The 26,669-nt window shown below is 70.8% G+C and carries 23 protein-coding genes; 14 read left to right on the top strand and 9 right to left on the bottom strand.

The window, feature by feature from the left end; translation table 11 throughout:
• Window positions 1-81: 81 nt before the first annotated feature.
• From ABT061_RS10825 to ABT061_RS10800, 6 genes are all read right to left on the bottom strand, one after another.
• Window positions 82-1,263: an ROK family protein gene (locus tag ABT061_RS10825; protein ID WP_350915071.1), complete on the bottom strand. Its 1,182-nt coding sequence runs from the start codon at window positions 1,261-1,263 to the stop codon at window positions 82-84.
• 142 nt (window positions 1,264-1,405) lie between these two features.
• Complete coding sequence (locus ABT061_RS10820) at window positions 1,406-2,869, bottom strand: hypothetical protein (RefSeq protein WP_350915069.1); 1,464 nt, start codon at window positions 2,867-2,869, stop codon at window positions 1,406-1,408.
• Window positions 2,870-3,054: 185 nt separating this feature from the next.
• A complete protein-coding gene (locus tag ABT061_RS10815) occupies window positions 3,055-4,557 on the bottom strand; it encodes a S1 family peptidase (protein WP_350915067.1) in 1,503 nt (500 codons plus the stop codon).
• Window positions 4,558-4,642: 85 nt separating this feature from the next.
• On the bottom strand, window positions 4,643-5,602 hold the full coding sequence (locus tag ABT061_RS10810) for a LysR family transcriptional regulator (RefSeq protein WP_350915065.1): 960 nt from the start codon (window positions 5,600-5,602) through the stop codon (window positions 4,643-4,645).
• Between the two features lie 420 nt (window positions 5,603-6,022).
• Window positions 6,023-6,601, bottom strand: a complete 579-nt coding sequence (locus ABT061_RS10805) for a P-loop nucleotide/nucleoside kinase family protein (RefSeq protein ID WP_350915063.1) — start codon at window positions 6,599-6,601, stop codon at window positions 6,023-6,025.
• Window positions 6,602-6,608: 7 nt separating this feature from the next.
• Window positions 6,609-7,430 carry a patatin-like phospholipase family protein gene (locus ABT061_RS10800; protein ID WP_350915061.1) on the bottom strand — a complete coding sequence of 274 codons (822 nt, stop codon included), beginning with the start codon at window positions 7,428-7,430 and terminating at the stop codon, window positions 6,609-6,611.
• 134 nt (window positions 7,431-7,564) lie between these two features.
• On the opposite strand from ABT061_RS10800, the gene soxR reads away from it, so the two are divergent.
• The 7 genes from soxR to ABT061_RS10765 all read left to right on the top strand — a co-directional run bounded on the left by soxR (window position 7,565) and on the right by ABT061_RS10765 (window position 16,136).
• Window positions 7,565-8,041: a redox-sensitive transcriptional activator SoxR gene (gene soxR, locus ABT061_RS10795; RefSeq protein ID WP_350915059.1), complete on the top strand. Its 477-nt coding sequence runs from the start codon at window positions 7,565-7,567 to the stop codon at window positions 8,039-8,041.
• A gap of 233 nt (window positions 8,042-8,274) precedes the next feature.
• The gene (locus ABT061_RS10790) at window positions 8,275-11,214 is read left to right on the top strand and encodes a cellulose binding domain-containing protein (RefSeq protein ID WP_350915057.1); all 2,940 of its coding nucleotides are present in this window, start codon (window positions 8,275-8,277) and stop codon (window positions 11,212-11,214) included.
• Between the two features lie 462 nt (window positions 11,215-11,676).
• On the top strand, window positions 11,677-12,213 hold the full coding sequence (locus ABT061_RS10785) for a TIGR02611 family protein (RefSeq protein WP_350915054.1): 537 nt from the start codon (window positions 11,677-11,679) through the stop codon (window positions 12,211-12,213).
• Between the two features lie 219 nt (window positions 12,214-12,432).
• Complete coding sequence (locus ABT061_RS10780; RefSeq protein ID WP_350915052.1) at window positions 12,433-12,807, top strand: hypothetical protein; 375 nt, start codon at window positions 12,433-12,435, stop codon at window positions 12,805-12,807.
• 391 nt (window positions 12,808-13,198) lie between these two features.
• Complete coding sequence (locus ABT061_RS10775) at window positions 13,199-14,398, top strand: PucR family transcriptional regulator (RefSeq protein ID WP_350915050.1); 1,200 nt, start codon at window positions 13,199-13,201, stop codon at window positions 14,396-14,398.
• Between the two features lie 340 nt (window positions 14,399-14,738).
• On the top strand, window positions 14,739-15,884 hold the full coding sequence (locus ABT061_RS10770; RefSeq protein ID WP_350915048.1) for an AI-2E family transporter: 1,146 nt from the start codon (window positions 14,739-14,741) through the stop codon (window positions 15,882-15,884).
• Window positions 15,885-15,929: 45 nt separating this feature from the next.
• Complete coding sequence (locus ABT061_RS10765; RefSeq protein ID WP_350915046.1) at window positions 15,930-16,136, top strand: hypothetical protein; 207 nt, start codon at window positions 15,930-15,932, stop codon at window positions 16,134-16,136.
• Between the two features lie 13 nt (window positions 16,137-16,149).
• On the opposite strand, the gene ABT061_RS10760 is transcribed toward ABT061_RS10765, so the two are convergent.
• On the bottom strand, window positions 16,150-16,938 hold the full coding sequence (locus ABT061_RS10760; RefSeq protein WP_350915044.1) for a TetR/AcrR family transcriptional regulator: 789 nt from the start codon (window positions 16,936-16,938) through the stop codon (window positions 16,150-16,152).
• Between the two features lie 126 nt (window positions 16,939-17,064).
• Here ABT061_RS10760 and ABT061_RS10755 point away from each other — a divergent pair, with 126 nt between their 5' ends.
• The 4 genes from ABT061_RS10755 to ABT061_RS10740 all read left to right on the top strand — a co-directional run bounded on the left by ABT061_RS10755 (window position 17,065) and on the right by ABT061_RS10740 (window position 20,575).
• Window positions 17,065-18,057, top strand: coding sequence for an ATP-binding cassette domain-containing protein (locus ABT061_RS10755; protein WP_502991415.1), 993 nt, complete (start codon window positions 17,065-17,067; stop codon window positions 18,055-18,057).
• A 151-nt stretch (window positions 18,058-18,208) separates the two neighbouring features.
• Window positions 18,209-19,039 carry an ABC transporter permease gene (locus ABT061_RS10750; protein ID WP_350915042.1) on the top strand — a complete coding sequence of 277 codons (831 nt, stop codon included), beginning with the start codon at window positions 18,209-18,211 and terminating at the stop codon, window positions 19,037-19,039.
• A 199-nt stretch (window positions 19,040-19,238) separates the two neighbouring features.
• On the top strand, window positions 19,239-19,511 hold the full coding sequence (locus ABT061_RS10745; RefSeq protein ID WP_350915039.1) for a hypothetical protein: 273 nt from the start codon (window positions 19,239-19,241) through the stop codon (window positions 19,509-19,511).
• A 116-nt stretch (window positions 19,512-19,627) separates the two neighbouring features.
• Window positions 19,628-20,575 carry a TolB-like translocation protein gene (locus ABT061_RS10740; protein ID WP_350915037.1) on the top strand — a complete coding sequence of 316 codons (948 nt, stop codon included), beginning with the start codon at window positions 19,628-19,630 and terminating at the stop codon, window positions 20,573-20,575.
• Window positions 20,576-20,694: 119 nt separating this feature from the next.
• Here ABT061_RS10740 and ABT061_RS10735 read toward each other — a convergent pair whose 3' ends face one another.
• Window positions 20,695-21,015, bottom strand: a complete 321-nt coding sequence (locus ABT061_RS10735) for a GroES family chaperonin (RefSeq protein ID WP_350915035.1) — start codon at window positions 21,013-21,015, stop codon at window positions 20,695-20,697.
• Between the two features lie 119 nt (window positions 21,016-21,134).
• On the opposite strand from ABT061_RS10735, the gene ABT061_RS10730 reads away from it, so the two are divergent.
• Window positions 21,135-22,742: a DUF885 domain-containing protein gene (locus ABT061_RS10730; RefSeq protein ID WP_350915033.1), complete on the top strand. Its 1,608-nt coding sequence runs from the start codon at window positions 21,135-21,137 to the stop codon at window positions 22,740-22,742.
• Window positions 22,743-22,822: 80 nt separating this feature from the next.
• On the opposite strand, the gene ABT061_RS10725 is transcribed toward ABT061_RS10730, so the two are convergent.
• On the bottom strand, window positions 22,823-23,467 hold the full coding sequence (locus ABT061_RS10725; RefSeq protein WP_350915031.1) for a GntR family transcriptional regulator: 645 nt from the start codon (window positions 23,465-23,467) through the stop codon (window positions 22,823-22,825).
• A 79-nt stretch (window positions 23,468-23,546) separates the two neighbouring features.
• On the opposite strand from ABT061_RS10725, the gene ABT061_RS10720 reads away from it, so the two are divergent.
• Together ABT061_RS10720 and ilvD are read left to right on the top strand one after the other, a co-directional pair.
• Window positions 23,547-24,911: an FAD-dependent oxidoreductase gene (locus tag ABT061_RS10720; protein WP_350915029.1), complete on the top strand. Its 1,365-nt coding sequence runs from the start codon at window positions 23,547-23,549 to the stop codon at window positions 24,909-24,911.
• The gene (ilvD, locus tag ABT061_RS10715; protein WP_350915027.1) at window positions 24,908-26,650 is read left to right on the top strand and encodes a dihydroxy-acid dehydratase; all 1,743 of its coding nucleotides are present in this window, start codon (window positions 24,908-24,910) and stop codon (window positions 26,648-26,650) included. Before ABT061_RS10720 ends, ilvD begins: the two co-directional genes overlap by 4 nt.
• Window positions 26,651-26,669: the final 19 nt, after the last annotated feature.

The following is a 26,669-nucleotide window of genomic DNA, read 5'->3' as shown; positions in this document are numbered from 1 at the left end:
TGTCCCACAGCCGCCGATCGGTCCGGGTTCGACGGTGCGCGGGCCTCCTCGGCGGAACCGCGGCGCCGGAACCGCGCGCGGTCAGGCGGGGCTGACGGAGCGGTCGACGCTGCCGGGGGCCAGGACGTGTTCGATGACCATGACGGCGGCGCCGATCACGCCCGCGCGGTCGCCCAGCTCGCTGCCGGTGATCGTCAGATGCTGGGTGGCCAGCGGCAGCGACCGGCTGTAGATGACCTCGCGAAGGCCGGCGAGCACCTGCTCCCCGGCCTCGGAGATGTCGCCGCCGACCACGATCACCGAGGGGTTGAAGAAGTTGACGATCGAGGCGAGCACGTCGCCGACCTCGCGGCCCGCCTGCCGGATGAGCTGGACGGCCTGGGTGTTGCCGCTGCGCACCAGACGGACCACGTCGCGGCTGTCCTCGGCGGTCACCCCGGCCGCGCAGAGTTTGGCCGAGATGGCGGCGCCGCTGGCGACGGCCTCCAGGCAGCCGACGTTGCCGCAGCGGCAGACGGTGTCGAGGGCCGAGGCCACCTGGATGTGGCCGATGTCGCCCGCCGCGCCCTGGGCGCCCCGGTGCAGGCGGCGGTCGCTGATGATGCCGCAGCCGATACCGGTGCCGATCTTGACGAAGATGAGGTGGTCGGCCTCGGGGCGGGCGGCCCAGTGCTCGCCCAGCGCCATGATGTTCACGTCGTTGTCGACGAGGACGGGCGCGCCGAGGCGCGAGCCGAGCCATTCCGGAACGGGGAAACCGTCCCAGCCCGGCATTATCGGCGGGTTGACCGGGCGTCCCGAGCTGTGCTCGACCGGGCCGGGGAGACCGACGCCGATGCCGCAGATCTCGTCCGGGCGGTGGCCGGTCTCGGCGAGCATCTCCTCGAAGGTGTGCTGGAGCCAGCCGAGCGTCTCCTCGGGGCCGCGATCTATCGGCACCTCGGCCGCGCGCTCCGCCAGGACCGTGGTGCCGAGGTCGGTGACCGCCACCCGGGCGTGGGTGGCGCCGAGGTCGGCGGCGAGGACGACACGGGCGGTGCGGTTGAACGTGAAGGCGACGGCGGGCCGGCCTCCCGAGGAGATGGCCTCCTCGGTCGGCACGATCCACTGCCGGCTCAGCAGCGCGTCGAGGCGCTGGGCCAGCGTGGACCTGGCCAGCCCGGTCAGCTGGATCAGTTCGGCCCGCGTCCTGGCCCGACCGTCGCGCATGATGTTCAGAAGCGCCCCCGCGCCGGCGATCGAGCCGTTCGCTTCGCTAAGCATGCGCACAGTCAACACTCCTTGTTTCCGCCACGTCAAAGCGACTTACGCCCTCCGCCTGCTCCATTATGCCTATCGGTGATTTTCTTTTGCTTAACCATCGACATAAGGAAGCCTACGTGCCCGGCGGGAGAGGGCCGGTCTTTCAGCGCCCGGAGTCCTCGCCCGCCGCGCCGGGGGCCCGGCCGAGGCGCCTGAAGAAGGCGGCCACCGCGTAGGGGTCGACGGGGTCGGTGAGCAGGTCCAGCATCTCCTGCCTCCGCTCCGGGGCGACCTTGAACGGGTGGCCGAACACGTGCGGGCCCGCCCCGTCGCTGAGCAGCCGGGTCAGCATCAGGTCTCCCGGCAGCGCCTGCCCGGAGAGCAGCTCGTCGGCCAGCGTCACCCGCCCCCCGTCGCCGTCCCCGCCTCCGGCGGCGGCCACGGTGATCTCGTCACCGGAGACGTCGAGGACCTCCCACAGGCGCAGCGGCGTCCGCCGCCACGACTCCAGCAGCATCACCTCGTCGTCGCGCAGCCACTCGGCGCGCGCGTCCAGGAACTCGCCGACCACGTCGTTCTCGAACAGGGCCAGGTCCGCCAGGGCGGGTTCGGCCACCCGGACGCTCAGCGCGACCAGGTCCTCGATCAGCCGCCTGCGGGCCGGGCGATAGGCGTACGCGAGCAGCTGCCGGTACAGGTGCGCGGCGCGCTCGGGCAGCGGGGCGCCCGGGTCGGTGCGGCACGCGGCGTACTCGGCCGCGTCGCGCACGGCCGGAGCCAGGCCGGGGGAGAGGGAGAGCACCTCGGAGATCAGCCCGGACGCCTCGAACGAGCGGCCCTCGCCCTCGGCCGACCTGGCGATCAGCAGCAGCGCGGCCGGTTCGGTGCGGGGCAGTGCCGAGGCCGGCGCCAGGCCGAGCGGCTCGCGCTCCACCTCGTCGGCGATCCTCGCCAGCACCGTCTCGGAGCGGGACAGGTAGGTGACGGCCTTGGAGAGGTCGGCGCCCTCGCCGTAGGTGCGCAGCGCGCTGCGCACCAGGGCCAGCCTGATGATGTCCAGCGGCGCCAGGTCGGCGACCGACGCCGTGTCCCACGGCGCGCCCACGATGCCCACCCTGCCGCCGTGCACATCCAGCGAGGCGTTGCGCAGCAGCGGGGAGAGCGGCGGCAGCGGGTCGGCGAAGGTCTCCGGAGCCTTCATCAGCAGCTCCAGGACCACCACGTCGACCGGCACGCCCGGACTGGGCTCCAGCCCTTCCGCGAAGGCGCGCAGCGCGTCGAGGGCCTGCTCCCCGAACTCCTGGACGACCCGCATCACCCGCTCCGCCGGAACGTCGTCCAGTTCGACGGCCGACAGCTCCAGGACGCCGTCGCGCAGGCGCAGCGCGATCACCTGCTCGGGTTCCAGGTGGGCCAGCCAGCCCTCGGGGCCGGTCAGGACGGGCTCTCCGGTGTCGAGGGAGGTCAGCACCCGGCCGCCCCCGGCAAGCGGCACCCCGTCGCCGTCGGCCAGCCGCGCCCACAGCCGCAGGTCGTCGGAGGCCGGCAGCACCCCGCTCGCCAGCTCGGCCCGGGTGACGAGGTGCGTCAGCACCGCGCCCTCGCTCAGCGTCAGAAGGTCGCTCATCACACCATTGTTCTCGACGTCCGGGGATGACGGCGCCGCCCTCCCCGCCACGAGGTCGCACGGCCTCGTGGCGGGGAGGGCGGCCGGGACACCTCTCCGGGGTCCGCTCGGGATGTGCGATCGCCGGGGCTCGCGTGCCCGGTGTGTTCCCGGCCGGACTCGATCGGGTCCGGCCGGGCAGGCCCTTACGGTCTGGTCAGGCCGAGGGTGTAGGAGCCGGAGCCGCTGTAGGCGTGCACCCGTACGCGGTAGGTGCCCGCGGTGCCGCTGTAGGTGAAGGCCTCATCGGGGTTGGGGGAGGTCCCGCTGGCCACGGTCGTCCAGGTGGAGCCGCTCAGCTTCTGCAGGTAGGCGTCGTAGTCGGTGCCGTTGGGCCCGTCCAGGCAGACGCGGTGGACGCCCGCGGCGGCGCTGTAGCCGGCGGTGCCGGGCTGGTAGGCGTTGGCGTTGGACGTCAGCGAGCCGGTGTAGGAGCTCTGGTAACCGCTGCACCCGGTGGGCGGCGGGGTCCCGTTGGTCACCAGGGTGAGCCCGTACGCCGAGAGGATCTCGTTGATCGGCTGGTGGTAGGTGGTGCCGCCGACGGTGCAGTTGCCCGAGCCGCCGGAGGTGACGCCCTGGGCCTGGCTGCCGGAGATGTAGGAGCCGCCGGAGTCGCCGGGCTCGGCGCACACGGTGGTGCGGGTCAGGCCGGTGATGGTGCCCTCGGGGTAGGTGACGCTCGTGTTGTGCTGGCTGATGGTGCCGCAGCGGTACTGGGTGGTGGAGCCGGAGCGGCAGATGGAGCTGCCCACGACCTGCTGGGTGGAGCCGGTCACCGGAAGGATGCCCGCGCTGTAGCCGTTCACCACGCCGGTCGGGGTCCAGTTGGAGTTGACCGCGACCCACGCGTAGTCGTTGCCGGGGAAGGACGAGCCCTGGAAGGTGCCCTGGGCGACCTGGTTGTAGCCCTGGGTGGCGGTGCCGGCCGTGCCGCAGTGGCCGGCGGTGGCGAAGCCGCCCTGGCTGCCGCGGGTGACCGAGAAGCCGACCGAGCAGCGGCCGCCCATGTAGAAGGCGTCGCCGCCGCGGACGTCGTAGAGCGGCTTGGGCCTCTCCTGCGAGGCCTCGATGCGGACGAGCGACTTGTCCACGCCGCTGCCGTCCACGAACGCCTGCGCCTCGGCGACGTCACCGGCCAGCACGACGACGCTGTTGCTCCGCACGTCGACGTACCAGGACGGGATCGACTTCGGCGCGGAGGCCACGAGCTGGTCGAGCCGCTCCTTGGCCGTGTCGAGCGTGGCCAGGGAGTTCTTGAAGAGCTTGACCTCCGCGCCCGACCTGGCGAGCGAGGCGATCCTGGTGGAGTCGCTGGTGGCGATCACGAGGTTGGAGGTGGGGCCGGTCACCCAGGCTCCGGCGAAGGAGGTGCCGAGCTGCCCGCGGAGGGCGGGCTCGACCTTGGCGGCGGCGGCCTCGTTGATCAGCCGGGCCGAGGCCTGCTCGCTGGTGCCGCCGAGGTCGCGCCGGATGGCGTCGACCAGGCCCGGAGCCGGCTTGGCAGTGGCCTCCACCAGTGTCCGGGCCTCGGCGAGGGTGTAGGGGGCGGCGGCGGTCTCGCCAGGTCCCTGATGGGCGATGGCGGGGGTGGCCACCATGGCGACGGCGAGCGCGAAGCCCGCTGTCACGGCACTTCTGCGGAGCATGGGTTCTCTCCTCATGTGGGGGGTGCCGTCAAGGTAACGGTGTGCACATGAGGCGCGCCTCTACCGAATGTCCCCTACCGTCACGTTATGGAGAGGTGCCCAACCCGGGGTTCTCGGTCAGCCACGCGGCATATCGTCTGCTCCGCCCGACCGCGTCGGAGTGCGCGGCCTTCGCGTGTTCGAAGATCGCCGTGGCGGCTCCGGCGGTGGCCGCCTCCGGGTGCCAGCCGAACAGCTGCCGCCAGCGCAGCGGGGCACCGGCGAGCGGCACCAGCTTCAACCCCTCGGCGGGCTGGAAGGTCGCCTGGCAGAGCGCGGCGGCGCGGCCGACCTTGGCCAGGTGCATGCAGGTGGCCACGTCGGTCTCGTAGATGGTCTTGGGGGTGAAGCCGGCGCGGGCGCAGGCCGTGACGAAGCAGTCGCCGAAGCAGCTGTCGCCGGGGGTGACGGTCCACTGCTCGTCGGCCAGCTCGGCCAGTTCCACCTCCTTCCTGTCGACCAGCGGATGGTCCTCGTTGAGCAGTACGAAGACCGGGTCGGTGCCCACGGTCGACCACACCACCGGTCCCTCCACCGGCGGTGGGCTCTCCCCGCAGGCGCCGATGAACGCGAAGTCGATCCGGCCCAGCATCACCATGGTGGTGAGCTCCTTGGCGGACCAGGAGGTGTGGGTGCTCACGGGAGTGGACGGCCAGGCGGTGGCGAGGCGGTCCATCAGGCCGCCGAGTATCGGGCCGTTGGTGGCGCCCAGCCGGTAGCTGGGGACGTCGGCGTTCGCGTTGGCGAATCGAAGCGCCTCCTCCTGGAGTTCGCGGGCCGCGGGCAGAAGCACCATCGCGCGTGACAGGACCAGCTCCCCCAGGGGCGTGGGCCGCGCGCCGTTGTGATCGCGTTCGAAAAGAGCTCCCCCGAGAACCCGCTCTATCCGTTTGAGCTGTGCTGTCAGTGCGGGTTGGGCCAGTCCGAGGTGGGTGGCGGCCTTGGTGACGCTACCGGCCTGTGCCACCGCGCGCACGATCTTGAGGTGTCGGAGCTCGAGATCCATACCGGGAACGTAAGGCCGCTACGTTATGCCTGCAATGCAAACTTGTCATGAAATATGACTCAATTTTGTCGAATCGTTCCAAATAGGGTTCTGGTCCGGAAATACAGGGCGGCTTGGGGTGACCGTTGACGCCTGCCGGGGCCGAATTCGGAAGATCCCGATTCCCATGGTCGAGAGCCGGCGCCGGTGTCCGGCATCCGAGATTCCCGCGATTCGGGTTTCACCTGCGTTTCGGACGCCGGGCACGCCGATATCCGGCGTCCGGGATTCCCGTACGGACGCGAGAGGCGGAGGCGCCGGTGTCCGCCGGCCGCCCGAGCCGATGGCCTCGCCCGTCGCCGGGGAGATTCCCGGCGGTGAACAGGTGTCCCGGTCCGGGAGGCAGGCCGGTCAGGGCTGGGGGACGCCACGGCGGGCGGCCTACCCGGAGGCGATGATCCTCTCCAGCTGTGCCGTCAGGGAGGGTGCCCCAGGACGGTTGTCGATCTCGTCGTGCGGCACGACGGGTGGTTCGTCCACCCTGATGGCCCGCAGGTAGTCCGCGAAGCGGCCGAGCTTGCCCGCGTCCCTGGCGAGCCCTCTGGCCTCCAGCCGGGAGCGCAGCGCCGCACCGTCCGAGCGGACCCAGAGGAGGTGCACGGGCGGCCCGCCCAGCCGCCCGACCCAGCGCTCCCACACCGCCGCGTCGTGTACCTGGGTGGTGAAGGGGCCTTCCAGCATCACCGGGCAGCCGTGCGAGCGGATCTGCCGGGCGACCTCGGTCAGCCCGTCGTACTCGTACCGCTTGATGTGTTCGTCATACCAGGGGCCTTCGCGTTCCCCGTCGTCGCGGCCGTGGGCGCGGAGGGTGGCGGCGACGAAGCCGCCGTAGACGGTGTCCTTGTCGAGCAGCGCGGGAGGTGGGTCGAGCAGCGCCAGCAGCGCCGCCGCGACCGTCGACTTCCCCGCTCCCGGAGGCCCGCTCACCACCCAGAGCGGCGCCGCCCCGCCCGCGCCCACGTCGTTCTCAGTCCTGCCAGGCCCTGGCCACGCTCTCCGCGACTGCGGGAGCCTGGGCGAGGCCGGCCTGGAAGGCGGGGCGCCACAGGGCCGGGTCGAGGACGTTGGCGCCGAACACGGCGACCGAGGCCTCGTCGGGGACGATGTGCGCGACCGCCGCGTCCCCCAGTTCGGCCAGCTCGGCCTCGAAGCGCGCCCTCGGTGAGACGTGCGCCAGCGGTTCCAGGATGACCACGGCCGAGCTGCCCGCCGCCAGGTCGGCGTTGGTCGCCGAGCGCACCCCGCCGTCCATGTAGCGGCGCCCGCCGATCTCCACCGGCGGGAACACGCAGGGGACCGCGCAGCTGGAGGCGACCGCCGACACCAGCGGCGCCCCCGAGTCGCGTTCCCAGACCACGAACTCGCCGGTCGCCGCGTCGACCGCGGTGATCAGCAGGCGGCGCTCCGGCCACTCCTTGACGGGCAGCCGGTCGCCGATCGTCTCGATCCTGGCGCCGGTGTCCCGCACGGCCAGGGCCAGCTCGCCGACCCTGCGCCGGGCCTCCCGCGGTTCCAGGGACGGGTCGTACAGCACGCCGAAGGCGGCCATGACCGCCTCCATGTCCACCGCGGAGACGGTCGCGGTCTCGGTGTCCGCCTGGACGCCGACCGAGCTCTCCAGGTCGACCTCGGTGGCGATCAGCGTCCCGACCACCGAGCCGGCCGAGGTGCCGACCACCAGGTCGGCCTCTCCCAGCTCCAGTCCCGCCTTGCGAAGACCCGTGACGATCCCCGCCTCCCAGGCGATGCCCGCCACGCCTCCGCCACCCAGCACCAGTGTTCTCGTCATGCGGCCTATTCTTACCCGAACATCCCTCTGCGGCCGAGGGGGAGACACCTCGAGGCTCCGGGCCGGGCGAGCTCCCGTGAACGGCACGCCACCCGACAACCTCAATGTAACTTGAGGTCAAGATAGACTGCCGCATGCCCAACAATCCGGAGATAACCGTCGGCCAGCTCTCCTCGCGCAGCGGGGTCGCCGTCTCAGCCCTGCACTTCTACGAGTCCAAGGGCCTGATCCGCAGCCGCCGCACCGCGGGCAACCAGCGCCGCTTCTCCCGCGACACGCTGCGCAGGATCGCCTTCATCCGGGTCTCCCAGCGGGTCGGGATCCCGCTTCGGACGATCCAGGAGGCACTGTCCGCGCTCCCCGACGAGCGGACCCCCACCAGGGAGGACTGGGCGAGGCTCTCGGGGATGTGGCAGGACGAGCTCGACGACCGGATCAGGCAGCTCGAACGTCTCCGGCACGGGCTGACCGAGTGCATAGCCTGCGGCTGCCTCTCGCTGGACCGTTGTGCGCTGGCCAACCCCGACGACGTGGCCGCGGCGAGAGGGCCGGGTTCGCGGCTGATGATCGCTTCCCGCCGGGAGTGCGCCACCGACTGTGATCCGGAGTAGGTCCTGGAAGGCGCCACGTGCGGGACGCCCGCGTACGCCGCGCCCTCTCCGCGCGGCACGCTGCGGTCGGACACCGGTTTGTTAGTTGTCTGTTCAAACTATTGACGGAGCGGGGTCCGGCATGTGAACCTCTGGGCGTTCATGCACGCGCATCATGGGCGGTCGAAGGTCAGGGTCCCGTCACCTGATCGTGCATGGCGGTTTGTCCGTTGCATTGCGAAGGGAAGCCGTACATGCGAAGAAGGTTGTTCAGCATGCTCACCGCCGCGGCGGTGGCGTGCGCGTCGGTCGGCGTGGCCGTCGCGGGCGGGGCCGCTCCGGCGTCCGCGTCCGGGACCGCCGCCGCTGCCGCCGCCGAGACGTACACCTGGAAGAACGTCAGGATCGACGGTGGCGGGTTCGTGCCGGGGATCGTGTTCAACCAGAAGGAGAAGAACCTGATCTACGCCCGCACCGACATCGGCGGCGCCTACCGCTGGGAGCAGGCGAGCAAGACCTGGACTCCGCTGCTCGACTGGGTGGGCTGGGACAAGTGGGGCTACAACGGCGTGGTCAGCCTGGCCACCGACCCGGTGGAGACCAACCGGGTCTACGTCGCCGCCGGGATGTACACCAACAGCTGGGATCCCAACAACGGCGCCATCCTGCGCTCCGCCGACAAGGGCGCGACCTGGCAGGCCACGGCGCTGCCGTTCAAGCTCGGCGGCAACATGCCCGGCCGGGGCATGGGTGAGCGGCTGGCCGTCGACCCCAACCGGAACAGCATCGTCTACCTCGGCGCGCCCGACGGCAACGGCCTGTGGCGCAGCACCGACAAGGGCGTGACCTGGGCCAAGGTCACCTCCTTCCCCAACCCGGGCAACTACGCCGCCGATCCCTCCGACCCCAACGGCTACCTCAGCCACCGTCCCGGCGTGGTCTGGGTGACCTTCGACCCGTCCTCGGCGACCGCGGGCAACACCACGCAGAAGATCTACGTCGGCGTCGCGGACAAGGCGAACACCGTCTACAGCTCCGCCGACGGCGGGACCACCTGGACCAGGGTGGCCGGCCAGCCCACCGGCTACATCGCGCACAAGGGTGTGCTCGACCACGTCAACCACACGCTCTACATCGCCACCAGCGACACCGGCGGCCCGTACGACGGCGCCAAGGGCGACGTGTGGAAGCTCAACACGACCACCGGCGCGTGGACCCAGATCAGCCCGGTGTCCTCCAGTTCGGCCGACGACTACTTCGGCTACAGCGGCCTCACCATCGACCGGCAGAACCCCGGCACGATCATGGTCGCCACCCAGATCGCCTGGTGGCCGGACGTCATCTTCTTCCGCTCCACCGACTCCGGGGCGACCTGGACCCGGGTCTGGGACTTCACCTCCTACCCGAACCGCAGCTTCCGCTACACGATGGACGTCTCCTCCTCGCCGTGGCTCACCTTCGGGGCCAACCCGCAGCCGCCGGAGACGACGCCCAAGCTCGGCTGGATGACCGAATCGCTGGAGATCGACCCGTTCGACGGCAACCGCATGATGTACGGCACCGGCGCCACGCTCTACGGCACCGAGGACCTGAAGAAGTGGGACACCGGCGGCCAGTTCACCATCAAGCCGATGGTGAAGGGGCTTGAGGAGACCGCGGTCCTCGACCTGATCAGCCCGCCCTCGGGGGCTCCGCTGGTCAGCGGTCTCGGCGACATCGGCGGCTTCCGCCACACCAACCTCGACGCCGTACCGCCCATGATGTTCACCTCGCCCGTCTTCACCTCGACGACCAGCCTCGACTACGCCGAGACCAACCCGTCGGTCATGGTCCGCGCGGGCAACTTCACCGACTCCGACCGGCCGAACGACAGCCACGCCGCGTTCTCCACCGACGGCGGCGCCAACTGGTTCCAGGGCACCGAGCCGAGCGGGATCAACGAGGGCGGCACGATCGCGGCCGCGGCCAACGGGTCCAGGTTCGTCTGGGCGCCCAAGGACGTGGGCGTGCACTACTCGGTCGGCTACGGCAACTCGTGGACCGCCTCCACCGGGCTCCCGACCAATGCCGTGGTCGAGTCCGACCGGGTGAACTCCAACAGGTTCTACGGCTTCAGCGCCGGAAAGTTCTACGCCAGCACCAACGGCGGCGCCTCCTTCGCGGCCACCGCCGCGACCGGGCTGCCCACCGAGGGCAACGTCAAGTTCAAGGCGGTACCCGGCCGCGAGGGCGACATCTGGCTGGCCGGGGGGTCGACGACCAGCTCGGGCATCTGGCACTCCACCAACGGCGGGACGTCGTTCACCAAGCTCTCCAATGTCACGAGCGCCGTCAACATCGGCTTCGGCAAGTCCGCCACCGCCTCCGGCTACCAGGCGCTGTACGCGGTCGCCACGGTCGGCGGCGTCAACGGCGTGTTCCGCTCCGACGACGCCGGCGCGAGCTGGGTCAGGATCAACGACGACCAGCACCAGTACGGCAACGCGGGCGAGGCGATCACCGGCGACCCGCGCGTCTACGGCCGCGTCTACCTCGGCACCAACGGCCGCGGCATCCTGTACGCCGACAACGGCGGGGGCGTCCCGCCGGTCGACACCGTCCCGCCGACCAAGCCGGGTACCCCGGTCGCCTCGGCGATCACCTCCTCGGGGGCGACGCTGTCCTGGACGGCTTCGACGGACGCCGTCGGGGTGAGCGGTTATGACGTCTACCGTGAGGCGGGGGCGACGGATGTCAAGGTGGGTTCGCCGGTCTCGGCGTCGTTCGCGCTGACCGGGCTGACCTCCGACACCTCGTACACCTTCTACGTGATCGCCCGGGACGCCGCGGGGAACAGCTCCACCGCCTCCGATCCGGTGACCTTCAGGACCCTCACCGGGCCGGTCGGCGGCGGCTGCACCGCGACCTACACGGTGTCCAACTCCTGGCCCGGCGGCTTCCAGGGTGAGGTGACCGTAAAGAACACCGGCACCTCGGCGACCACCGGCTGGACCGTCAAGTGGTCGTTCCCGAACGGTCAGACGATCACCCAGCTCTGGAGCGGCGTGCACACCCAGACCGGCGCCGACGTCACCGTGAAGAACGCGAGCTGGAACGGCGTCCTGGCCGCCGGAGCCGCCACGTCGTTCGGCTTCGGCGCCTCCTGGACCGGTACCAACGGCGTTCCCTCCAACGTCACCTGCACCGCCCCCTGACGGCGCTTTCCGCGCCCCCGAACGGTGCTTTCCTGACGGCCTGGTCACCCCGGAGGGGCGACCGGCAAGGGAGACCTGCCGGTGCGACCCGTCGCCGAGGCCGGGGGGTCCAGGCTGTCGGACGCACCGGCGCTTCCGGTGCCCCGTGAGGAACCACGGGGCACCGGGAGTCCGTACGGCCCCGCCCACGCCCCGAACGGGCGCGGGCGGGGTCGTTCCGCTTCCGCCGTTCCGGTGGGTGATTCACGGCGTAAGTGCTACCTGTCGTCCTATACGTTGTTCGCGGGTATATCCGGCTGAACGAGGGGGGCCGGGTATCGCGGCCGAGCCGCAGGCGGGGTCTCGCGGCCTTCGCCTGGAGAACCCCATGGCCTCAGCCTTAAGGATGATGTAAGGCGTCAACGGCGGCCGGGCCGCTCGGCAGACCCTATTGTGAAGGAAACCGATTGTCCGGGGGAGAGTATGGCGGTCTCAGACGGGGTGTGCAGCCCTCAGGACGAGACGGGGCGCCCGTCGGAAACCGGCGCCACCGACACTCCGAACGAGATCGTTGACAGGCGAAGTGAGGCCCGCGAGACCGGTGACGCCGACGTGCTGAAGGATGAGGCCGCCGAGCGGTCCGGTATCCACGGCTGGCTCGACGGGATCAGGTCCACCCGCACCGGACGTCTCACCCTGAAGATCGTCATCGGTACCATCGGCGCGGTGCTGGTCGTCGGTGGTCTCATCATGGTGCCCTTCCCCGGCCCCGGCTGGCTGGTCGTCTTCGCGGGGCTGGCGGTGCTGGCCACCGAGTTCCACTGGGCACACCGGCTGCTGGAGTTCGGCAAGCGGACCCTGTCGGCCTGGACGGCCTGGCTGGGCCGCCAGGGCTGGAGCGTCAAGGTCCTGGTCGTCCTCGTCGCCGCGGTGACCGCCACTGCCATCGTCTACTACGGCCTCAAGCTCAGCCTCAACCTCGACCTGATCGTCGAGGCCCAGAAGCTCCTCACCCGATAGCCCGCCTCCAACGCGAGGCGGCGCCCTCTTCGATGACGGCAAGGGGCGCCGCTCTGAGTGGCAATGACGCGGTACGTACGGGAAGCAGAACCGTACTCCCAGGAGTTTTACCCGGACTCGGTCACCTCGTTAGCATCCCTGGATGTGACTCTCCGTAGTGTCTCCACGTCCGATCCGCAGGGACGGATCGGCAGAGACGAATAAGGAGAGTGACGTTCGATGCGCGCCCTGTCCTCGATGTTGGTCCTGGTGGCCGCCGGAGCCGTCGCCCTGACCGGCACCCCTGCTCACGCCGATGATGTCAACCTGTCCGCGAGGGTGCAGCCAGGCGAGGAGGTGTTCCTCACGCCCGAGCTCGTCCCCGGGCGCCAGTACAACGGAAACGTGCTGGTCAAGCTGGACAACAACAGCGTGCCCGTCAAGGTCAAGGTCGGCAACTGCCGCGGCCGGTACATCGGGTCGGTGCCGATCGCCGCCAACGACCACGCCGCGTACGTCGCCGCCAATACTCCCCAGCCCGCCCAGTGCATCCGCTACCGGGTGAAGAACATGGGTGACACGACGGCCGCCATCACGGGCACCGGCTACTTCTAACCCGGGTTGACTGCGACGCTGTACTGACTGCGACGCTAACGCGTCGCGGTGAGGCCGCTGGGATCCGGCTCCTTCCCTCGTCGAGAGGGGTCGTTCGTTCCTCACGACCCCTCTCTCCTCAGTCCAGTCGCCGGCGCGGCCTCACGGGTAGTCCCTCAAGGGCAGAGAGCGTGGAATACGTCCCCAGGGTGGTTCTTGGGCGGCTCGTCGGCTTGGTGCGAGGGGGGTGTGGCCGGGGGCTGGGGGGATGTGGGGGCAGCCTCACGGGAGGTGGTCGCGGGGGGTGATTTCTTGTTACGGGGGTGAGTGGGGGCGCCGGGGAAAATGTGCGCTCCGGTCAGAAGACGGCTTCCTGACATCGGAGTAGCGTCCGAGACCAGGAGGAGCCCCCGTGAGCCTTGCCCGTGTCGTCGAACAGCCGCAGGCGGACATCCCCCGGGAGTTCGCCGAGGCCCTCCGCCCCTATCTGGACGTCCTGGCCGAGGAGATGATCGGCGAGATCCGGGCCAGCGTGCCGGAGTACTCCCGGCAGAGCGGCGCCTACGCCCGTATCGTCAGGCACGCCGTCGAGGAGGCACTCGCCGGATTCGTGAACCGGGTCGGTGACCGGGGGGCGAGCCGGTCCCGGCTGCTGGAGGTCTTCCGCGCCGTCGGCAGCGGGGAGGCCGCGGAGGGGCGCCCCCTCGACTCGCTCCAGTCCGCGCTGCGGATCTGCGCCAGGGTGGCGTGGCGACGGCTGGCCGAGGAGTCCGAGCGGCTCGACCTGTCCCGGCAGCGCATGTGCGACATCGGGGAGGCGATCCTGGTCTACCTCGACGAGATCGCCGCCGCGGCGGCCGACGGCTACTCCGAGGCCCAGGTCCGGGTGGCGGGCGAGCTCGAACTCCGGCGCCGCAGGCTGCTCGACCTGCTCGTCGCCCACCCGGCCGCCGACTCCCGCGCGGTGGCCGATCTGGCCAGGTCGGTGCGCTGGACCATGCCGCGCACCCTGGCCTGCGTCGCCCTGGCCGCCCGTGCCCAGGGCGATCTGCCCAGGCCGGGTCTCCCGCCCGACGTGCTCGTCGACCTCGACCGCTCCGACCCCTGCATGGTGGTGCCCGACCCCGAAGGCCCGGGGCGGCACGGCCTGCTGAACGCCATGGCGGCCGACTGGACCGTGGCCATCGGCCCCGCGGTCGCGGTGGGGGAGGCCGGTCTCTCGCTCAGGCTCGCCAGGGACGCGCTGGCCCTGGCCAGGCGCGGGGTGCTGGACGGCCGCCGGATCATCCGGGTCTCCGACCACCTCGCCACCTTGATGATCTTCCAGGACGAGTCGCTGATCCAGATCATGGGCCGGGCACGGCTGGAACCCCTGCTCGCCCTGCGCCCCGCCCAGCGCGACCGGCTGGCCGAGACCCTGCTGGCCTGGTTGCAGAGCGGCAACGCCACCGAGGTCGCGGCCAGGCTGCACATCCACCCGCAGACCGTCCGCTACCGCCTCCGCCAGGCCACCGAACTCTTCGCCGACCAGCTCGGCACCTCCGGCGACCGCTTCGAACTGGAGGTGGTCCTCCGCGCCCGCGCCGCCGGTCTCACCCCCGCGTCGGGCTGACCCGGCTTCACACTCGCCCGGCACCCGGGGCGGATGCCCCGTCCTTCAGGACTTCGCCGCCCGATTCGGCGTCTCTCCTCGCGGTGATCGTTCTCAGCCGCAGGGTGCCTGAGATGAGGAGAGTGTGATGTCGACGCGGTCGCGTCCGTGGCCTGGGATCCCGGAGAACGACGGCGCGGGTGCCCCCTCTGCCGGATTTCCGCGAGAAACGGACATATAACTCCTTTTACTATGAAGCGGGGCGCCGCTTCGACAGGGCAGCGCAGCGCCGAACCAGCCTGAATCCGCCCGAATCCTGCGCGTCGACGCGGGCCCGATCGAGGATGCATAAGGTGATCACATGCCTGCCACGCTGAGTGCCACGAAGACCCGGGCCGCGCTGCGCTCCTCGGCGCGCATCTCCGCGGAGATGCTGCTGGTCCTGCTGATGAGCGCGGTGACCCTGTGGGTCGTGGGCCAAATGTGGTCCGTGGTCTGGCCGCTCATGGTCGCCCTGCTGCTCACCACGCTGACCTGGCCGGTAACCCGTCTCCTGCGCCGGTACGGCTGGCCTCCCGCCCTGGCCGCGTCGGCCGTGACCCTGTTGTTCCTCCTGGTCGCCGCGGGCATCGTGGTCCTGATCGTCGTGCCCGTCGTGTCACAGTCCGGAGAGCTGGCCACCGGCGTGGTCAACGGCATCAAGCAGGTGCGCGAATGGGCCGCCGGGCCGCCGCTGAACATCGGCAACGACCAGGTCACCAGCGTGCTCGACACCGCGATCGCCCGTATCCAGGACAGCGTCGGCGGCATCGTCACCGCCACCGTGACCGGGGTGGGCACCGTCGTCAACGGTCTGGTCACCACCGTCCTCGCGCTCTTCCTGATGTTCTTCTTCCTCAAGGACGGCCCGCGCTTCCTGCCGTGGCTGACCCGTCAGCTCCCCGGCCGCCTCGCCGTGGACGTGCCGGCCGTGGCCGAACGCGGCTGGGACACCCTCGGCGCGTTCGTCCGCTCCCAGGCGTTCGTCGGCCTGCTCGATGCCGTCTTCATCGGCCTCGGCCTGTGGATCGTGGGCGTGCCGCTGGTGCTCCCACTGGCGGTCCTGACCTTCGTGACGGCGTTCATCCCCATCGTCGGCGCCCTGTTCGCCGGCCTCGTCGCCGTGCTCATCACGCTGGTGTCGAACGGCCCGACGGACGCGCTGATCGTGCTGGCCATCATCGTCGCGGTCCAGCAGCTGGAGGGCAACGTGCTCCAGCCGATGGTGCAGAGCCACGGCCTGGGCCTGCACGCGGCGGTGGTCCTGCTCGCGGTGACGCTGGGCGGCAGCCTGGCCGGCATCGTGGGCAGCCTGCTCGCCGTACCGGTCGCCGCCCTGATCGCCGTGGTCTGGAACTACCTGCGCGAACAGCTCAGCGACCCGCCCCGGGAGCTCGAAGCCGCCGCGGCCGTACCGGCGCAGGAGCCCGAAACCGCCGCAGCCGTACCGGCGGAGGAGCCCACCTGATTCACCAGGGCCGTCTCACTCCCTCGCGTCCGTCACGGCGTGACCATGCGCCTGCCGATCCTCCCGGTCAACGCATCGCGGTCACTCGCCGACGCCACGAGATCCGGTGTATCCGCCCGCGGACCGTCCGCCACCGCCTCCGCCGGGCCACCGGACTCCTCGCCGACCAGGCTCGGCACCCCCGGTGACCGCTTCGAGCCGGAAGTCGTCCTCCGCGCCCGCGCCGCCGGTCCCACCCCGGCCGCGGGCTGACCCGGCTTCCCGATCAGCGGTCCTGTCTCCCGTTCGCCGGGTTCCGGCTCGCGATCAGGTCGGCGACGCCGTCCAGGATGCGGTCCAGGCCGAAGGCCAGGGCGTGTGCGGGGTCGGAGATCGCATGATGGGCCTGGCCCGCGGCCTGGCCGACGCGGGAGGCGACCGGGAAGCGGGTGTCGTCCATGATCTTGTCGAGCAGCGGGGCGTTGGACAGCCACCACTCGACGTCGGTCATCCCGCTCTCCTGCTGGACCCGTGCCTGGTTGGCCGCGGCCCTGGCGGTGCTCTGCACGTGGCTGAGGACCAGGGCCAGCACGGAGTCCATCTCGACGTCCGTCAGGCCGACGCCGTCCAGCGGGCGTAGCTCGGCCTCGTACTTGAGCGACGCGTTCGGCCCCAGCGTGGAGCGGGCGTCGATGACCTGCAGCAGCCACGGGTTGCGCCGGTAGAGGTCCCAGTTGCGGGCGGCGACGAACTCCATCGCGCCCCGCCAGCCGCCTGTCTGCCGGGACGGGGCGTCCACGTCGGCGTACAGCTCCCCGTACGCGGTGTCAACCATGAGGTCGGTCAGCTCGCCCTTGCCGGGGACGTGGGTGTAGAGGGACATGGTCCCGACCCCCAGCCGCTCGGCGACCTGGCGCATCGAGACCGCTTCGAGCCCCTCGGCGTTGGCCAGCTCGATGGCCGCCAGGACGATCGAGCGCACGGTCAGCCCGGAGCGCCCCGGCCTGCTGTGCGAGCCCCACAGGAGCGCCAGGCTGCGTGCCGGGTCGGCGTCGGAAGCTTTCTTCGCACTCAAGGGAACAGTCTCCAGATTTTCGTCGTTGGGACCACCGTAGCTGAGTCGTACGGTGTACGGTACGGTCTACGCCACGGAGGCGCGACGGCGCCGGGTGGGAAGACAGGCGAAACAGGGGTGAAACAGGTGGTTGTGAGAGCGACGGAGTTCGCGATCGCCGCGCACGACGTGCGCAAGAACTACGCGGGTGCCGCCGAGGGGACGGGTCTCAACGGGTTCGACCTGGAGGTGGCGGCCGGCACGGTCTGCGGCCTGCTCGGGCCCAACGGCGCGGGCAAGACCACGGCGATCAGGATCCTGTCCACGCTGCTGCGCCCGGACTCGGGCCGGGCGAGCGTCGCGGGGTTCGACGTCCGCACGCAGGCGCGGCAGGTGCGCGAGCGGATCGGGCTGGTCGGCCAGTACGCGGCGGTCGACGAGATCCTCAGCGGGCGGCAGAACCTGGTGATGTTCGGCAGGCTGAACCACCTGTCGGCGGCCGGGGCGCGGAGGCGGGCCGGCGAGCTGCTGGAGCGCTTCTCGCTGGCGGACGCCGGGGCCAAGCCGGTCGGCGAGTACTCCGGCGGCATGCGCAGGCGGCTCGACCTGGCGGCGAGCCTCATCGTCGCACCCCGGGTGCTCTTCGTGGACGAGCCCACCACCGGCCTCGACCCGGCCGCCCGCCAGGAGGTGTGGTCGGCCATCCGCGACCTGGTCGGCTCCGGCACGACCGTGCTGCTCACCACCCAGTATCTGGAGGAGGCGGACCGGCTGGCCGACCGGATCACCATGCTCGGGGCGGGCCGGGTCGTCACCGAGGGCACCCCGGAGGAGCTGAAGTCGGCCATCGGCGGCGACTGGCTCGATCTCGTCCTCGCCGATCCGGCGGACGTGGCCAGGGCGGAGGCGCTCGCGGCGCGGGTCGCCTCCGGCGGGATCTTGGTGGACGCCGAGTCGCGCCGGGTCAGCATCCCGGTCGCCGAGCGCACCCGGGCGCTCGTCACCATGGCCACCGCGCTCGGCGACGCCGGGATCGAGCCGGTCGACGTCACGCTGCGCCGCCCCACGCTCGACGAGGTCTTCCTGCACCTGACGGGCGGTGCCGAGCACACGGCCGCCCGTACCGGGGCGTCCGCGTGAACGCCGCGACCGGGCTCTCCGGCAGGGGGCCCGGATGGGCACCCCCGGCATGGACGTCGCCGCCGTGCGCCCTGGTGCGGGCGGTCACCGTCTCCGACAGGGGCGCCCCGGTGACTACGACGATCCCAACCCCCGATACGGAGGCATCCGCGTGAGTACGACGACCTCGACCCTGCCCGCCACCTCCCCGCTCTCCAGGTTCGGCTGGGCGCTGGCCGACTCCTGGACCATCACCCTGCGCGACCTGGGCCACTGGGCCCGCCGCCCGGGAACGGTCGCCGTCGGATGGCTCTTCCCGGTCATGATGGTGCTGATGTTCGGCGGCCTGTTCGGCGGCGCCATCGGCGTCCCCGGCGGGGGCGGCTACTTCGACTTCCTGATCCCCGGCATGTTCGCGATGACCATGCTCTTCGGCCTGGAGAGCACGATGATGGCGGTCACCACCGACGCGGCCAAGGGGGTGACCGACAGGTTCCGCTCGATGCCGATGAGCGCCTCGGCGGTCGTCATGGGCCGCGGGATCGCCGACATGCTCAACTCGGTGGTCGGGCTGGCCGTCATGATCGGGGCCGGGCTGCTGCTCGGCTGGCGTGCCGAGGGCGGCCTGGCCGAGGCGCTGGCCGCGGTGGGTCTGCTCCTGCTGCTGCGCTTCGCCCTGCTCTGGGTGGGGATCTACATCGGCCTCGTATCGGGAGGGCCGGAGGTGGTGACGTCGGTGCAGATCCTGGTCTGGCCGGTCGGCTTCCTGTCCAGTGTGTTCGTCGATCCCGCCACCATGCCCGGCTGGCTCGGTGCGATCGCGCAGTGGAACCCGTTCTCGGCCACCGCCACGGCCACCAGGAGGCTCTTCGACAACCCCGGCTGGGCGGGAGAGTCGTGGATCGTGCAGAACGCCACCCTCATGGCGGTGCTCTGGCCGCTGCTGCTGATCGCCGTCTTCCTGCCGTTGTCGGCGCACAGGTTCCGCCGGCTCGGCGGCTGACGGAGTCGGCCTCCCGGCCGCCGGCTCTTTGTGCGGGCGGGGGAAGTCCTGTTTCCCGATGGATCACAACGTTTGCCGCCACGAGAAGATGCTCCGCGTTTTACATCGCCGCTCCGCGTTTTACATCGCCGCTCCGCGTTTTACATCGCGGTGACGGAATCCGTCGGGGCCTGTAACTGACCGTAGTGAATCTGGGGGCATGAGTGAGACGGAACGGGAACGATCCGCCTCGGGGTGGACGCTCAACAGGGAACTGCTCAACGTCGGCGCGATCATCGTCGCCGCCGGTATAGCCCATCTCGTCATGGGCCTGATCGGACATGAGAAGTACGGGCCGTTCATGCTCCTGCTGCTCGGCGGGGTGCTCGTCGCGGCGGCGCTCGGTCACCGGTTCTACGAACACCGGCGCCATCGCCTCCCCGTGGTCAGGGAGTGCCTGAGGTGCGGGACCGCGCCGGGTGAGGGGGCATGACGCGGCATGGCCCGAGAGGAGGACGACCCTTGACCACCGCAGGCCTCTCTTACACCTGTTCTAACCGATTCGGTCTAGATCGGGATCTTGAGAGCTTTCCGGCTTAGGATTCCGGCGTGTCCGTGACTCCTGGGATTTACCGGTTCCTCGGCTGCCTTGTCGTTCTGGCCTCGGCGATCGTGCCGCTCCCCGCGCACGCCGCGGCCGCGCCCATCGATACCGTGCTGCCCGGTACCAGGGTCACCGTACGGGAGGACGCCACGGACCCGCTCAGGGTGACCTCGTACTCCTCCGGAAAGATGACCTACCTGCGCAGGGGTGACGGGTTCACCCGGCAGGCCGCCTACCAGGAGATCACGGTCGCGCCGAAGGGGGGCAGCGCGCTGGCGGTGCCCACCTCCTACAAGAGCGGCTACGACTCGGTCGTCCTGCTCGACCTGGCGACCTCCAAGGGCACCCGGATCCGTACGGTGCGGAAGCCGCTCGTCGCGCACTACGCGCACTGGAGCCGCGACGGCGGCAAGGCGGTGCTGACCACCGAGCGGAAGAGCGGCTCGGCGTGGGTGACCTCCGGGTTCGTGGTCGTCGACGTGTCCGCGAAGAGCGCCAAGACGGTGACCGTGGCCGATGTCGACAAGGCCGCGCGCTTCCGCTGGAGCTCCGACGGCACCGAGGTGGTGGCCGAGTACCAGGGCGGTGCCCGCTTCTACGGGCAGGACGGCACGATCCGCCGCACCCTGGCCAAGACCGGCAGGCCCGCCGGTGGTGAGGACGCCTTCACCCCCTCGGGCAAGGGCCTGATGACCTGGTGCCCGTCCAGCTACACCGAGCACGTCTGTGTCTGGGATCGCACCTCGGGCAGGCTCGCGGCCAAGGTGCCCGGCATCCGGCCGAAGGCCCTGTGGGGATGGTGGGACGAGAAGCACTTCATCGCGGTCATCCCCTCCGGGAACCACTACCAGGTGGTCCTGTCGACCCTCAAGGGCAAGACCACGCGGGTGCTGGCCGCCTTCTCCGCCGAGGATTGGAACAACAAGCTCTATCTCGGATACACCCGGAAATGACCGGCGCGGCCCGAGGGCGGGTTCAGGGATGGCCGTACTGAGCCAGGAGGCGATCCGCGCGGTAGGGGTGGCGCAGCGGAGACCGGGCGGTGGTGACGCCCTCCGTGGAGCCGTGAAGCTCAGAGGTAGAGGCCGGTGCCGTTGTCGGTCTGCGGGGTGGCGATGGCGTGCAGGTCGCGCTCGCGCATGACCAGATAGATCTGGCTGTGGACCTCGACCTCGTACTGGTCCTCGGGGTTGAACAGGACCTTGTCGCCGACCTTGACCGCCCGGACGTTCTGGCCCGCGCCGCAGACCTCACCCCAGACGAGGCGGTTGGCCATCTTCACCGTCGCCGGGATGACGATGCCAGCCGTGCTGCGCCGTTCCTCTGACTCCTGCTCGACCTTGACCATGACGCGGTCGTGGAGCATCTGGATCTCGAACTTCGGGTCACCCACGTCATGAAGTTTATGGGAACGGCGGAGCCGCGCCTGCTTGTCCGCGGACTCGGAGGGGGCGAAGGCCGGCCGGTGACCACATCGGTGGTGAAATCGCCTGCGAAGTAGGATCTCGCGGTATGACGTCCTCCCAGCTGGTAAGCGAATTTCTCGACTGGTACCTGGCGGAGAATCCCATCTATGCCGCCCTCGCGGGCGCGCCGGGGTACGACAGGACCCTCGGTGACTTCACCGAGGCCGGCATCCTGGCCAGGGAACGGGAGTCGCGCCGCCGGCTGGAACGACTCCAGGGGGCCCAGGACGCCGGGGACTTCGAGGACGAGATCGACCGGGAACTCGTCATGTCCACGCTGCGCGGCGGGATCGCGTACGAGTCGTGGCCGCTCTGGCGGCGTGACCCGGCCGCCTACGTGGGCCCGATCTTCTCCTCGATGTTCAGCCCGTTCCTGCAGCGGCTCTCCGGTGAGGCCGAGTTGGTGGACGCGGCCGTCGCGCGGCTGGCCGAGGTGCCGGACGTCCTCGCCGCCTGCCGGGCCAACCTCGACCCCGCGCTGGCGGCCCCGCTGCTGGTCGAGCGGGGGCTGGGCCAGGCGCGGACCGCTCGCCGCTTCCTCACCGGGACGGTCCCCGGCCAGGTGTCCGACGAGGCGCTGCGGGCCCGGCTGGCCGCGGCGGCCGAGCCCGCGGCGGCGGCCTTCGACGAGCTGGTGGAGTTCCTCGAAGGGTTCCGGGCGGAGGGCACCTGGCGGATGGGGGAGGAGCTCTACTCCACGCTGCTGCGCGAGCGGGAGATGCTCGGCTACGGCGCCGACGAGCTGCTCAGGCGGGGACAGGCCGCCTACGACGAGCTGGACGCGCGGATGCGCGAGGTCGCCGCCCGGCTGGACGGCGGCTCGGGCGACTGGCACGCGGTCATCACCGGGCTTCAGGACGACCACGCGCCGACGCTGGAGGACATGCGGGCCGAGTACGAGGCCGAGACGGAGCGGGCCAGGAGGTTCGTCCGCGAGCGCGGCCTGGTGACCTTCGCAGAGGGCGAGGAGTGCCTGGTCGTCCCGTCGCCCGAGTTCCAGCGGCCCATCCTCGCGGTCGCCTCCTACCTGTCGCCGCCGCCCCTGTCGGCCTCCAGGATCGGGCACTTCTTCGTGCCCTTCACCCCGTCCTCCTTCACCGGGGAGCAGGTCCGCCAGCGGCTGCGCACCAACGCCAGGGCCCAGATGCCCTCCATCGCCGTCCACGAGGCGTACCCCGGTCACCACTGGCACCTGTCCTGGATGGCGGGCAACCCACGCCGGGCCCGCAGGCTGTTCCGCACCCCGTACTTCGCCGAGGGCTGGGGCCTGTACGTCGAGAAGCTCATGCACGAGCAGGGCTACTTCACCACTCCGGCCCAGGAGCTCGCCCACCTGGACTTCCGGCTCTTCCGGGCGGCGCGCATCGTCGTGGACACCTCGCTGCACTGCGGTGACATGACGATCGAGCAGGCCGAGGAGTTCATGACCACGAGGTCCTCGCTCACCCCCGGCACGGCCAAGGGGGAGGTCAACCGCTACTGCGCGTGGCCCACCCAGGCGCCCTCCTACCTGACGGGGGCACTGGAGATCGACCGCATCCGCGACGACTACCTGGCCGCGGGCCGCGGTGACCTGCGCGCCTTCCACGACACGCTGGCGGGTTCCGGCGGTCTCCCGCTGGGCCTGGCCCGCCGGGTCGCGCTGGAGGGCTGACGACCCGGCCCCCGCGCTCCACGGGCCGGGTGTCGTCGTCCGCGGCGCCCGGCCCTTTTCCCGAGCCAGGGGGGAGCCGCTCAGGCCGGCGGGTGCAGGGTGGCGTAGGCGAAGTCGACCAGATAGTCGTTGAGCCTGGTCGAGGCGTTCACCGCCTCGGTCTCGTCGCCGTGGCAGATGGCGCGGAGGATGTCGCCGTGCAGCCGTGACGCCGTGCGCAGTTCCTCGGCGGAATCCTTCAGGTGTGCGAACCAGAACCTGCGGGAGAGCCCCTGGAGGGGCGCCATGGCCACCGAGATGTACTCGTTGTGAGCGGCGGCGACGATCAGGTCGTGGGTGCGCTTGAGGATCGTCGCGAAGGAGCGCACGTCCGGCTCGCAGTCCCTGAAGTGCTCGACGACCTCCTGCATCTGGCGTTTCTGCTCGGGGACGGCGCGGTGGGTGGCGAGCTTGACCGCCAGGGCCTCCAGGGTGCGCCTCAGCTCCAGGAGTTTCAGCTGGGCCTCGATGGAGGTGGGCGGGACGAACACCCCCCGGTTGGGGTGGATCTCCACCATGCGCTCGCGGGACAGCCGCTGGAGCGCCTCACGGACGGGCGTCCTGCCGAGGCCGGTGCGCTCCATGAGCATGGACTCGGATATGAGTGACCCCGGCACGAGCTCCTGAAAAGTGATCATGTTCTCGATCGCGTCGTAGGCGCGGTCGGATTTGTTCGGCAGGGACACCCGTCACCCCGTGTCTGCGATGTTTCAAGAGGATTTCCGGACTGGACAATAGTACCGCCTTGTGATGTACGGTCAATACATGACCGATATATCGGTGGTCCATTGGCGACTACCCGCAGTGGTGTCCCCCGACGCGGACTACCCCGTCGTGGCCGACGTCGACGTGCTCGTGGTCGGCGGCGGGGCCGCGGGAGTGGCCGCGGCCGTGGTGGCCGCGGAGGCCGGCAAGAGCGTGCTGCTCGTCGAGAAGTACGGGTTCGCGGGCGGCGCCGCGGTGGCCGGCATGTCCGGAACCGTCTGCGGCATGTACCTGGCGACGGAGACCGGCACCTCACCGGAACAGGTGGTGTGGGGTTTCACCGAGCGCTTCCGGCAGGGGCTGTCCAAGCGAGGCGGCCTGACCCGTCCCCAGCGGTACGGCAAGACGTGGACGAGCGCCCACGACCCGCTGGTCTGGCGGGAGACGGCCGACGACCTGCTGGCGGCCGCCGGGGTGCGGGTGCTCTTCCACACCTCCGTCGTCGGTGTGGTGATGGAGGGGGACGAGTACCGGGGCGCCGTGCTCTCCTCGAACGCCGGGGTCGGCGTCGTGCGCGCGGCCCGTACCGTCGACGCCTCCGGGGACGCCGCGGTCGTGGCCCGTGCGGGCGGCCGCTACGTGTTCGGCGACGACGGGCGGATCCAGAACCCCACCATGTTCTTCCGCCTCGGCGGGGTCGACGTCGAGGCGTTCCTGGACGGCTACGGCGAGGACACCATCTGCCCGCCCTGGGTGACCGAGCGGATCAAGGAGGCCAGGGCACTCGGCGCCGACCTGCCCCGGCAGAAGATCTGGATCTTCACCACCCCCCGCCCCGGCGAGCTGATGGTCAACGCCACCCGGCTCACCGGGGCCGACGGGCGCATGCTCAACGTCATCGACCCCGCCGACTTCACCGAGGCGGAGGTCGGGGGCCGCCGTCAGGTCAGGGCGTACGCCGACTTCCTCATCGAGACCATGCCGGGCTGCGCGGGCGGTTTCGTCGTCGACACCGGCGTGGAGGCGGGCGTTCGCCAGACGCGCAGCGTCGTCGGCGTCGAGACCCTGAGCAACGAGGCGGTCGTGACGGGGCGCAAGGACTCCTCGGGCATCGTCCGCAGCCCGTGGCCGATCGAGCTGCACGACGGAGACCGGCCCAAGCTGCACTGGCTGATCGACGACTACTACGAGGTCCCGTACCTCACCCTCGTGCCCGAGGCGGGGGAGAACGTCATCGTCGCGGGCCGCTGCCTGAGCGCCCAGCACGAGGCGCTCGCCTCGGCCAGGGTCACCGCCCAGTGCTTCGAGTACGGCCACGCCGCAGGGGTGGCCACCGTCCTCTCCCTCGACGAGGGCACCCCCTACCGCCGTCTTGACGGGGCCAGGGTCAGATCCGCGATGACACAGAACGGGAGCGCGCTGTGAGCCACAACGCCGACAGTAACGCCGGCAGTAACGTCGACGGTGCGGCCAACGCCGCAGATGTCCCCAGGGGGGACGGCACCGTACTCCGCAGCAACTTCACACCCGGCACCTCGCGCTGGGCCGTGCGGCGGGCGCAGTGGAGCGCCATGGGCATCAGCCTGGAGGACCAGCTGAAGCCGAAGATCGCGATTGTCAACACGTCGTCGAAGCTCTCGGTGTGCTTCATCCACCTCGACGACGTGGCCACCCGGGTCGCCGACGCGGTACGCGAGGCGGGTGGGCTGCCCTTCGAGATCCGCACCACCGCGCCGAGCGACTTCATCACCACCGCCGGCCGCAACGGCCGCTACCTCATGCCCACCCGCGACCTCGTGGTGAACGACGTGGAGGCCGCGGTCGAGGGCGCCGTGCTGGACGGCATCGTCTTCCTGTCCTCCTGTGACAAGACCACGCCGGCGCACCTGATGGCCGCCGCCAGGCTCGATCTGCCCTCCGTGGTCGTCATCGGCGGCTACCAGCGCGGCGGGACCTACGCGGGTTGCTCGGTCGACATCGACACCGTCTACGAGTCGGTGGGCGCGGTCGCCGCGGGCACCATGGGCGTCGACGAGCTGGGGGACCTGGCGGACGCGGGCATCACCGGGCCGGGTGTCTGCGCGGGGCTGGCCACCGCCAACACCATGCACTGCCTGGCCGAGGCGCTCGGCATGACCGTGCCGGGCTCGGCGCCGACCCGGGCCAACTCCGAGCGGATGCTGGCCAGGGCCGAGGAAGCCGGGCGCCGGGTGGTCGAGATGATCCACGAGGGGCTCACCGCCAGGAAGGTGCTGACGGCCGAGGCGATCGAGAACGCCGTCGAGGTCGCCCTCGCCCTGGGCGGGTCCGTCAACTGCGTCCGCCATCTGTCCGCGATCGCCGCGGAGGCCGATCTGGGTCTCGACGTCGTCGCGACGGTCGAGGCCAGGGGGCGGGACGCCGTGCAGCTGGCCGCCATCCGCCCCAACGGCACCGACCAGGTGTGGGACCTCGACGAGATCGGCGGCGTGCAGACCGTCATGCGGACGCTTCTGCCCCGCCTGCACTCCGGCGCGCTCACCGTCTCGGGCCGCACGGTCGGCGAGCTGGCCGCCGAGGCCCGCGCCGCGGACGGCAAGGTGCTGCGGGAGCTGAACGACCCGGTGAAGCCGGAACCCGGCCTGCTCATCGTCCGCGGCTCGCTGGCCCCGGATGGCGCGATCGTGAAGCTCGCGGGGGTGAGCGCGGCGACGAGCCGCAGGTTCGAGGGCCCGGCCAAGGTCTTCGTCGGCGAGGACGAGGCGATCGCGGGGCTCGGGAACGGGGAGATCGTGCCCGGACAGGTGATCGTGCTGCGCGGCATGGGCGTGCGCGGCGGCCCCGGCACGGTCTTCGCGGCCAACTTTGTCGCGGCGCTCAACGGCGCCGGCCTCAGCGGCCAGGTCGCCGTCGTCACGGACGGAGAACTCTCCGGGCTCAACTACGGTCTGGTCGTCGGCCAGGTCATGCCGGAGGCCGCCGACGGGGGACCTCTCGCCGGGCTTCTGGACGGTGACCGCGTCACGATCGACCTTGACGCCCGCACCGTGGACACCGATCCGGTACGCCAGGGAAATCCTGTTCTGTCCCACGAACCCGGGACGGATTCCGGCCTGCTCGGGCAGTACGCCGAGCTGGTCGGCCCCATCCAGGGTGGCGCCGTGACCCGGCGACCGCCCAGGTAGAACCACCCCTCATGTGATC

It is taken from the genome of Streptosporangium sp. NPDC002544 (assembly GCF_040295965.1).
Taxonomy (GTDB): domain Bacteria; phylum Actinomycetota; class Actinomycetes; order Streptosporangiales; family Streptosporangiaceae; genus Streptosporangium.
This window is presented reverse-complemented; position numbering and strand designations above follow the sequence as displayed.

Bases quoted from the DNA above. Each gene is read 5' to 3' on its own strand.
- ABT061_RS10800 (WP_350915061.1), bottom strand. From the start codon at position 7,430: ATGACGAGAACACTGGTGCTGGGTGGCGGAGGCGTGGCGGGCATCGCC.
- ABT061_RS10720 (WP_350915029.1), top strand. From the start codon at position 23,547: ATGACCGATATATCGGTGGTCCATTGGCGACTACCCGCAGTGGTGTCC.
- ABT061_RS10790 (WP_350915057.1), top strand. From the start codon at position 8,275: ATGCGAAGAAGGTTGTTCAGCATGCTCACCGCCGCGGCGGTGGCGTGC.
- ABT061_RS10810 (WP_350915065.1), bottom strand. From the start codon at position 5,602: ATGGATCTCGAGCTCCGACACCTCAAGATCGTGCGCGCGGTGGCACAG.
- ABT061_RS10730 (WP_350915033.1), top strand. From the start codon at position 21,135: ATGACGTCCTCCCAGCTGGTAAGCGAATTTCTCGACTGGTACCTGGCG.
- ABT061_RS10745 (WP_350915039.1), top strand. From the start codon at position 19,239: ATGAGTGAGACGGAACGGGAACGATCCGCCTCGGGGTGGACGCTCAAC.
- ABT061_RS10770 (WP_350915048.1), top strand. From the start codon at position 14,739: ATGCCTGCCACGCTGAGTGCCACGAAGACCCGGGCCGCGCTGCGCTCC.
- soxR (WP_350915059.1), top strand. From the start codon at position 7,565: ATGCCCAACAATCCGGAGATAACCGTCGGCCAGCTCTCCTCGCGCAGC.
- ABT061_RS10825 (WP_350915071.1), bottom strand. From the start codon at position 1,263: ATGCTTAGCGAAGCGAACGGCTCGATCGCCGGCGCGGGGGCGCTTCTG.
- ABT061_RS10785 (WP_350915054.1), top strand. From the start codon at position 11,677: ATGGCGGTCTCAGACGGGGTGTGCAGCCCTCAGGACGAGACGGGGCGC.
- ABT061_RS10780 (WP_350915052.1), top strand. From the start codon at position 12,433: ATGCGCGCCCTGTCCTCGATGTTGGTCCTGGTGGCCGCCGGAGCCGTC.
- ABT061_RS10815 (WP_350915067.1), bottom strand. From the start codon at position 4,557: ATGCTCCGCAGAAGTGCCGTGACAGCGGGCTTCGCGCTCGCCGTCGCC.
- ABT061_RS10820 (WP_350915069.1), bottom strand. From the start codon at position 2,869: ATGAGCGACCTTCTGACGCTGAGCGAGGGCGCGGTGCTGACGCACCTC.
- ABT061_RS10765 (WP_350915046.1), top strand. From the start codon at position 15,930: ATGCGCCTGCCGATCCTCCCGGTCAACGCATCGCGGTCACTCGCCGAC.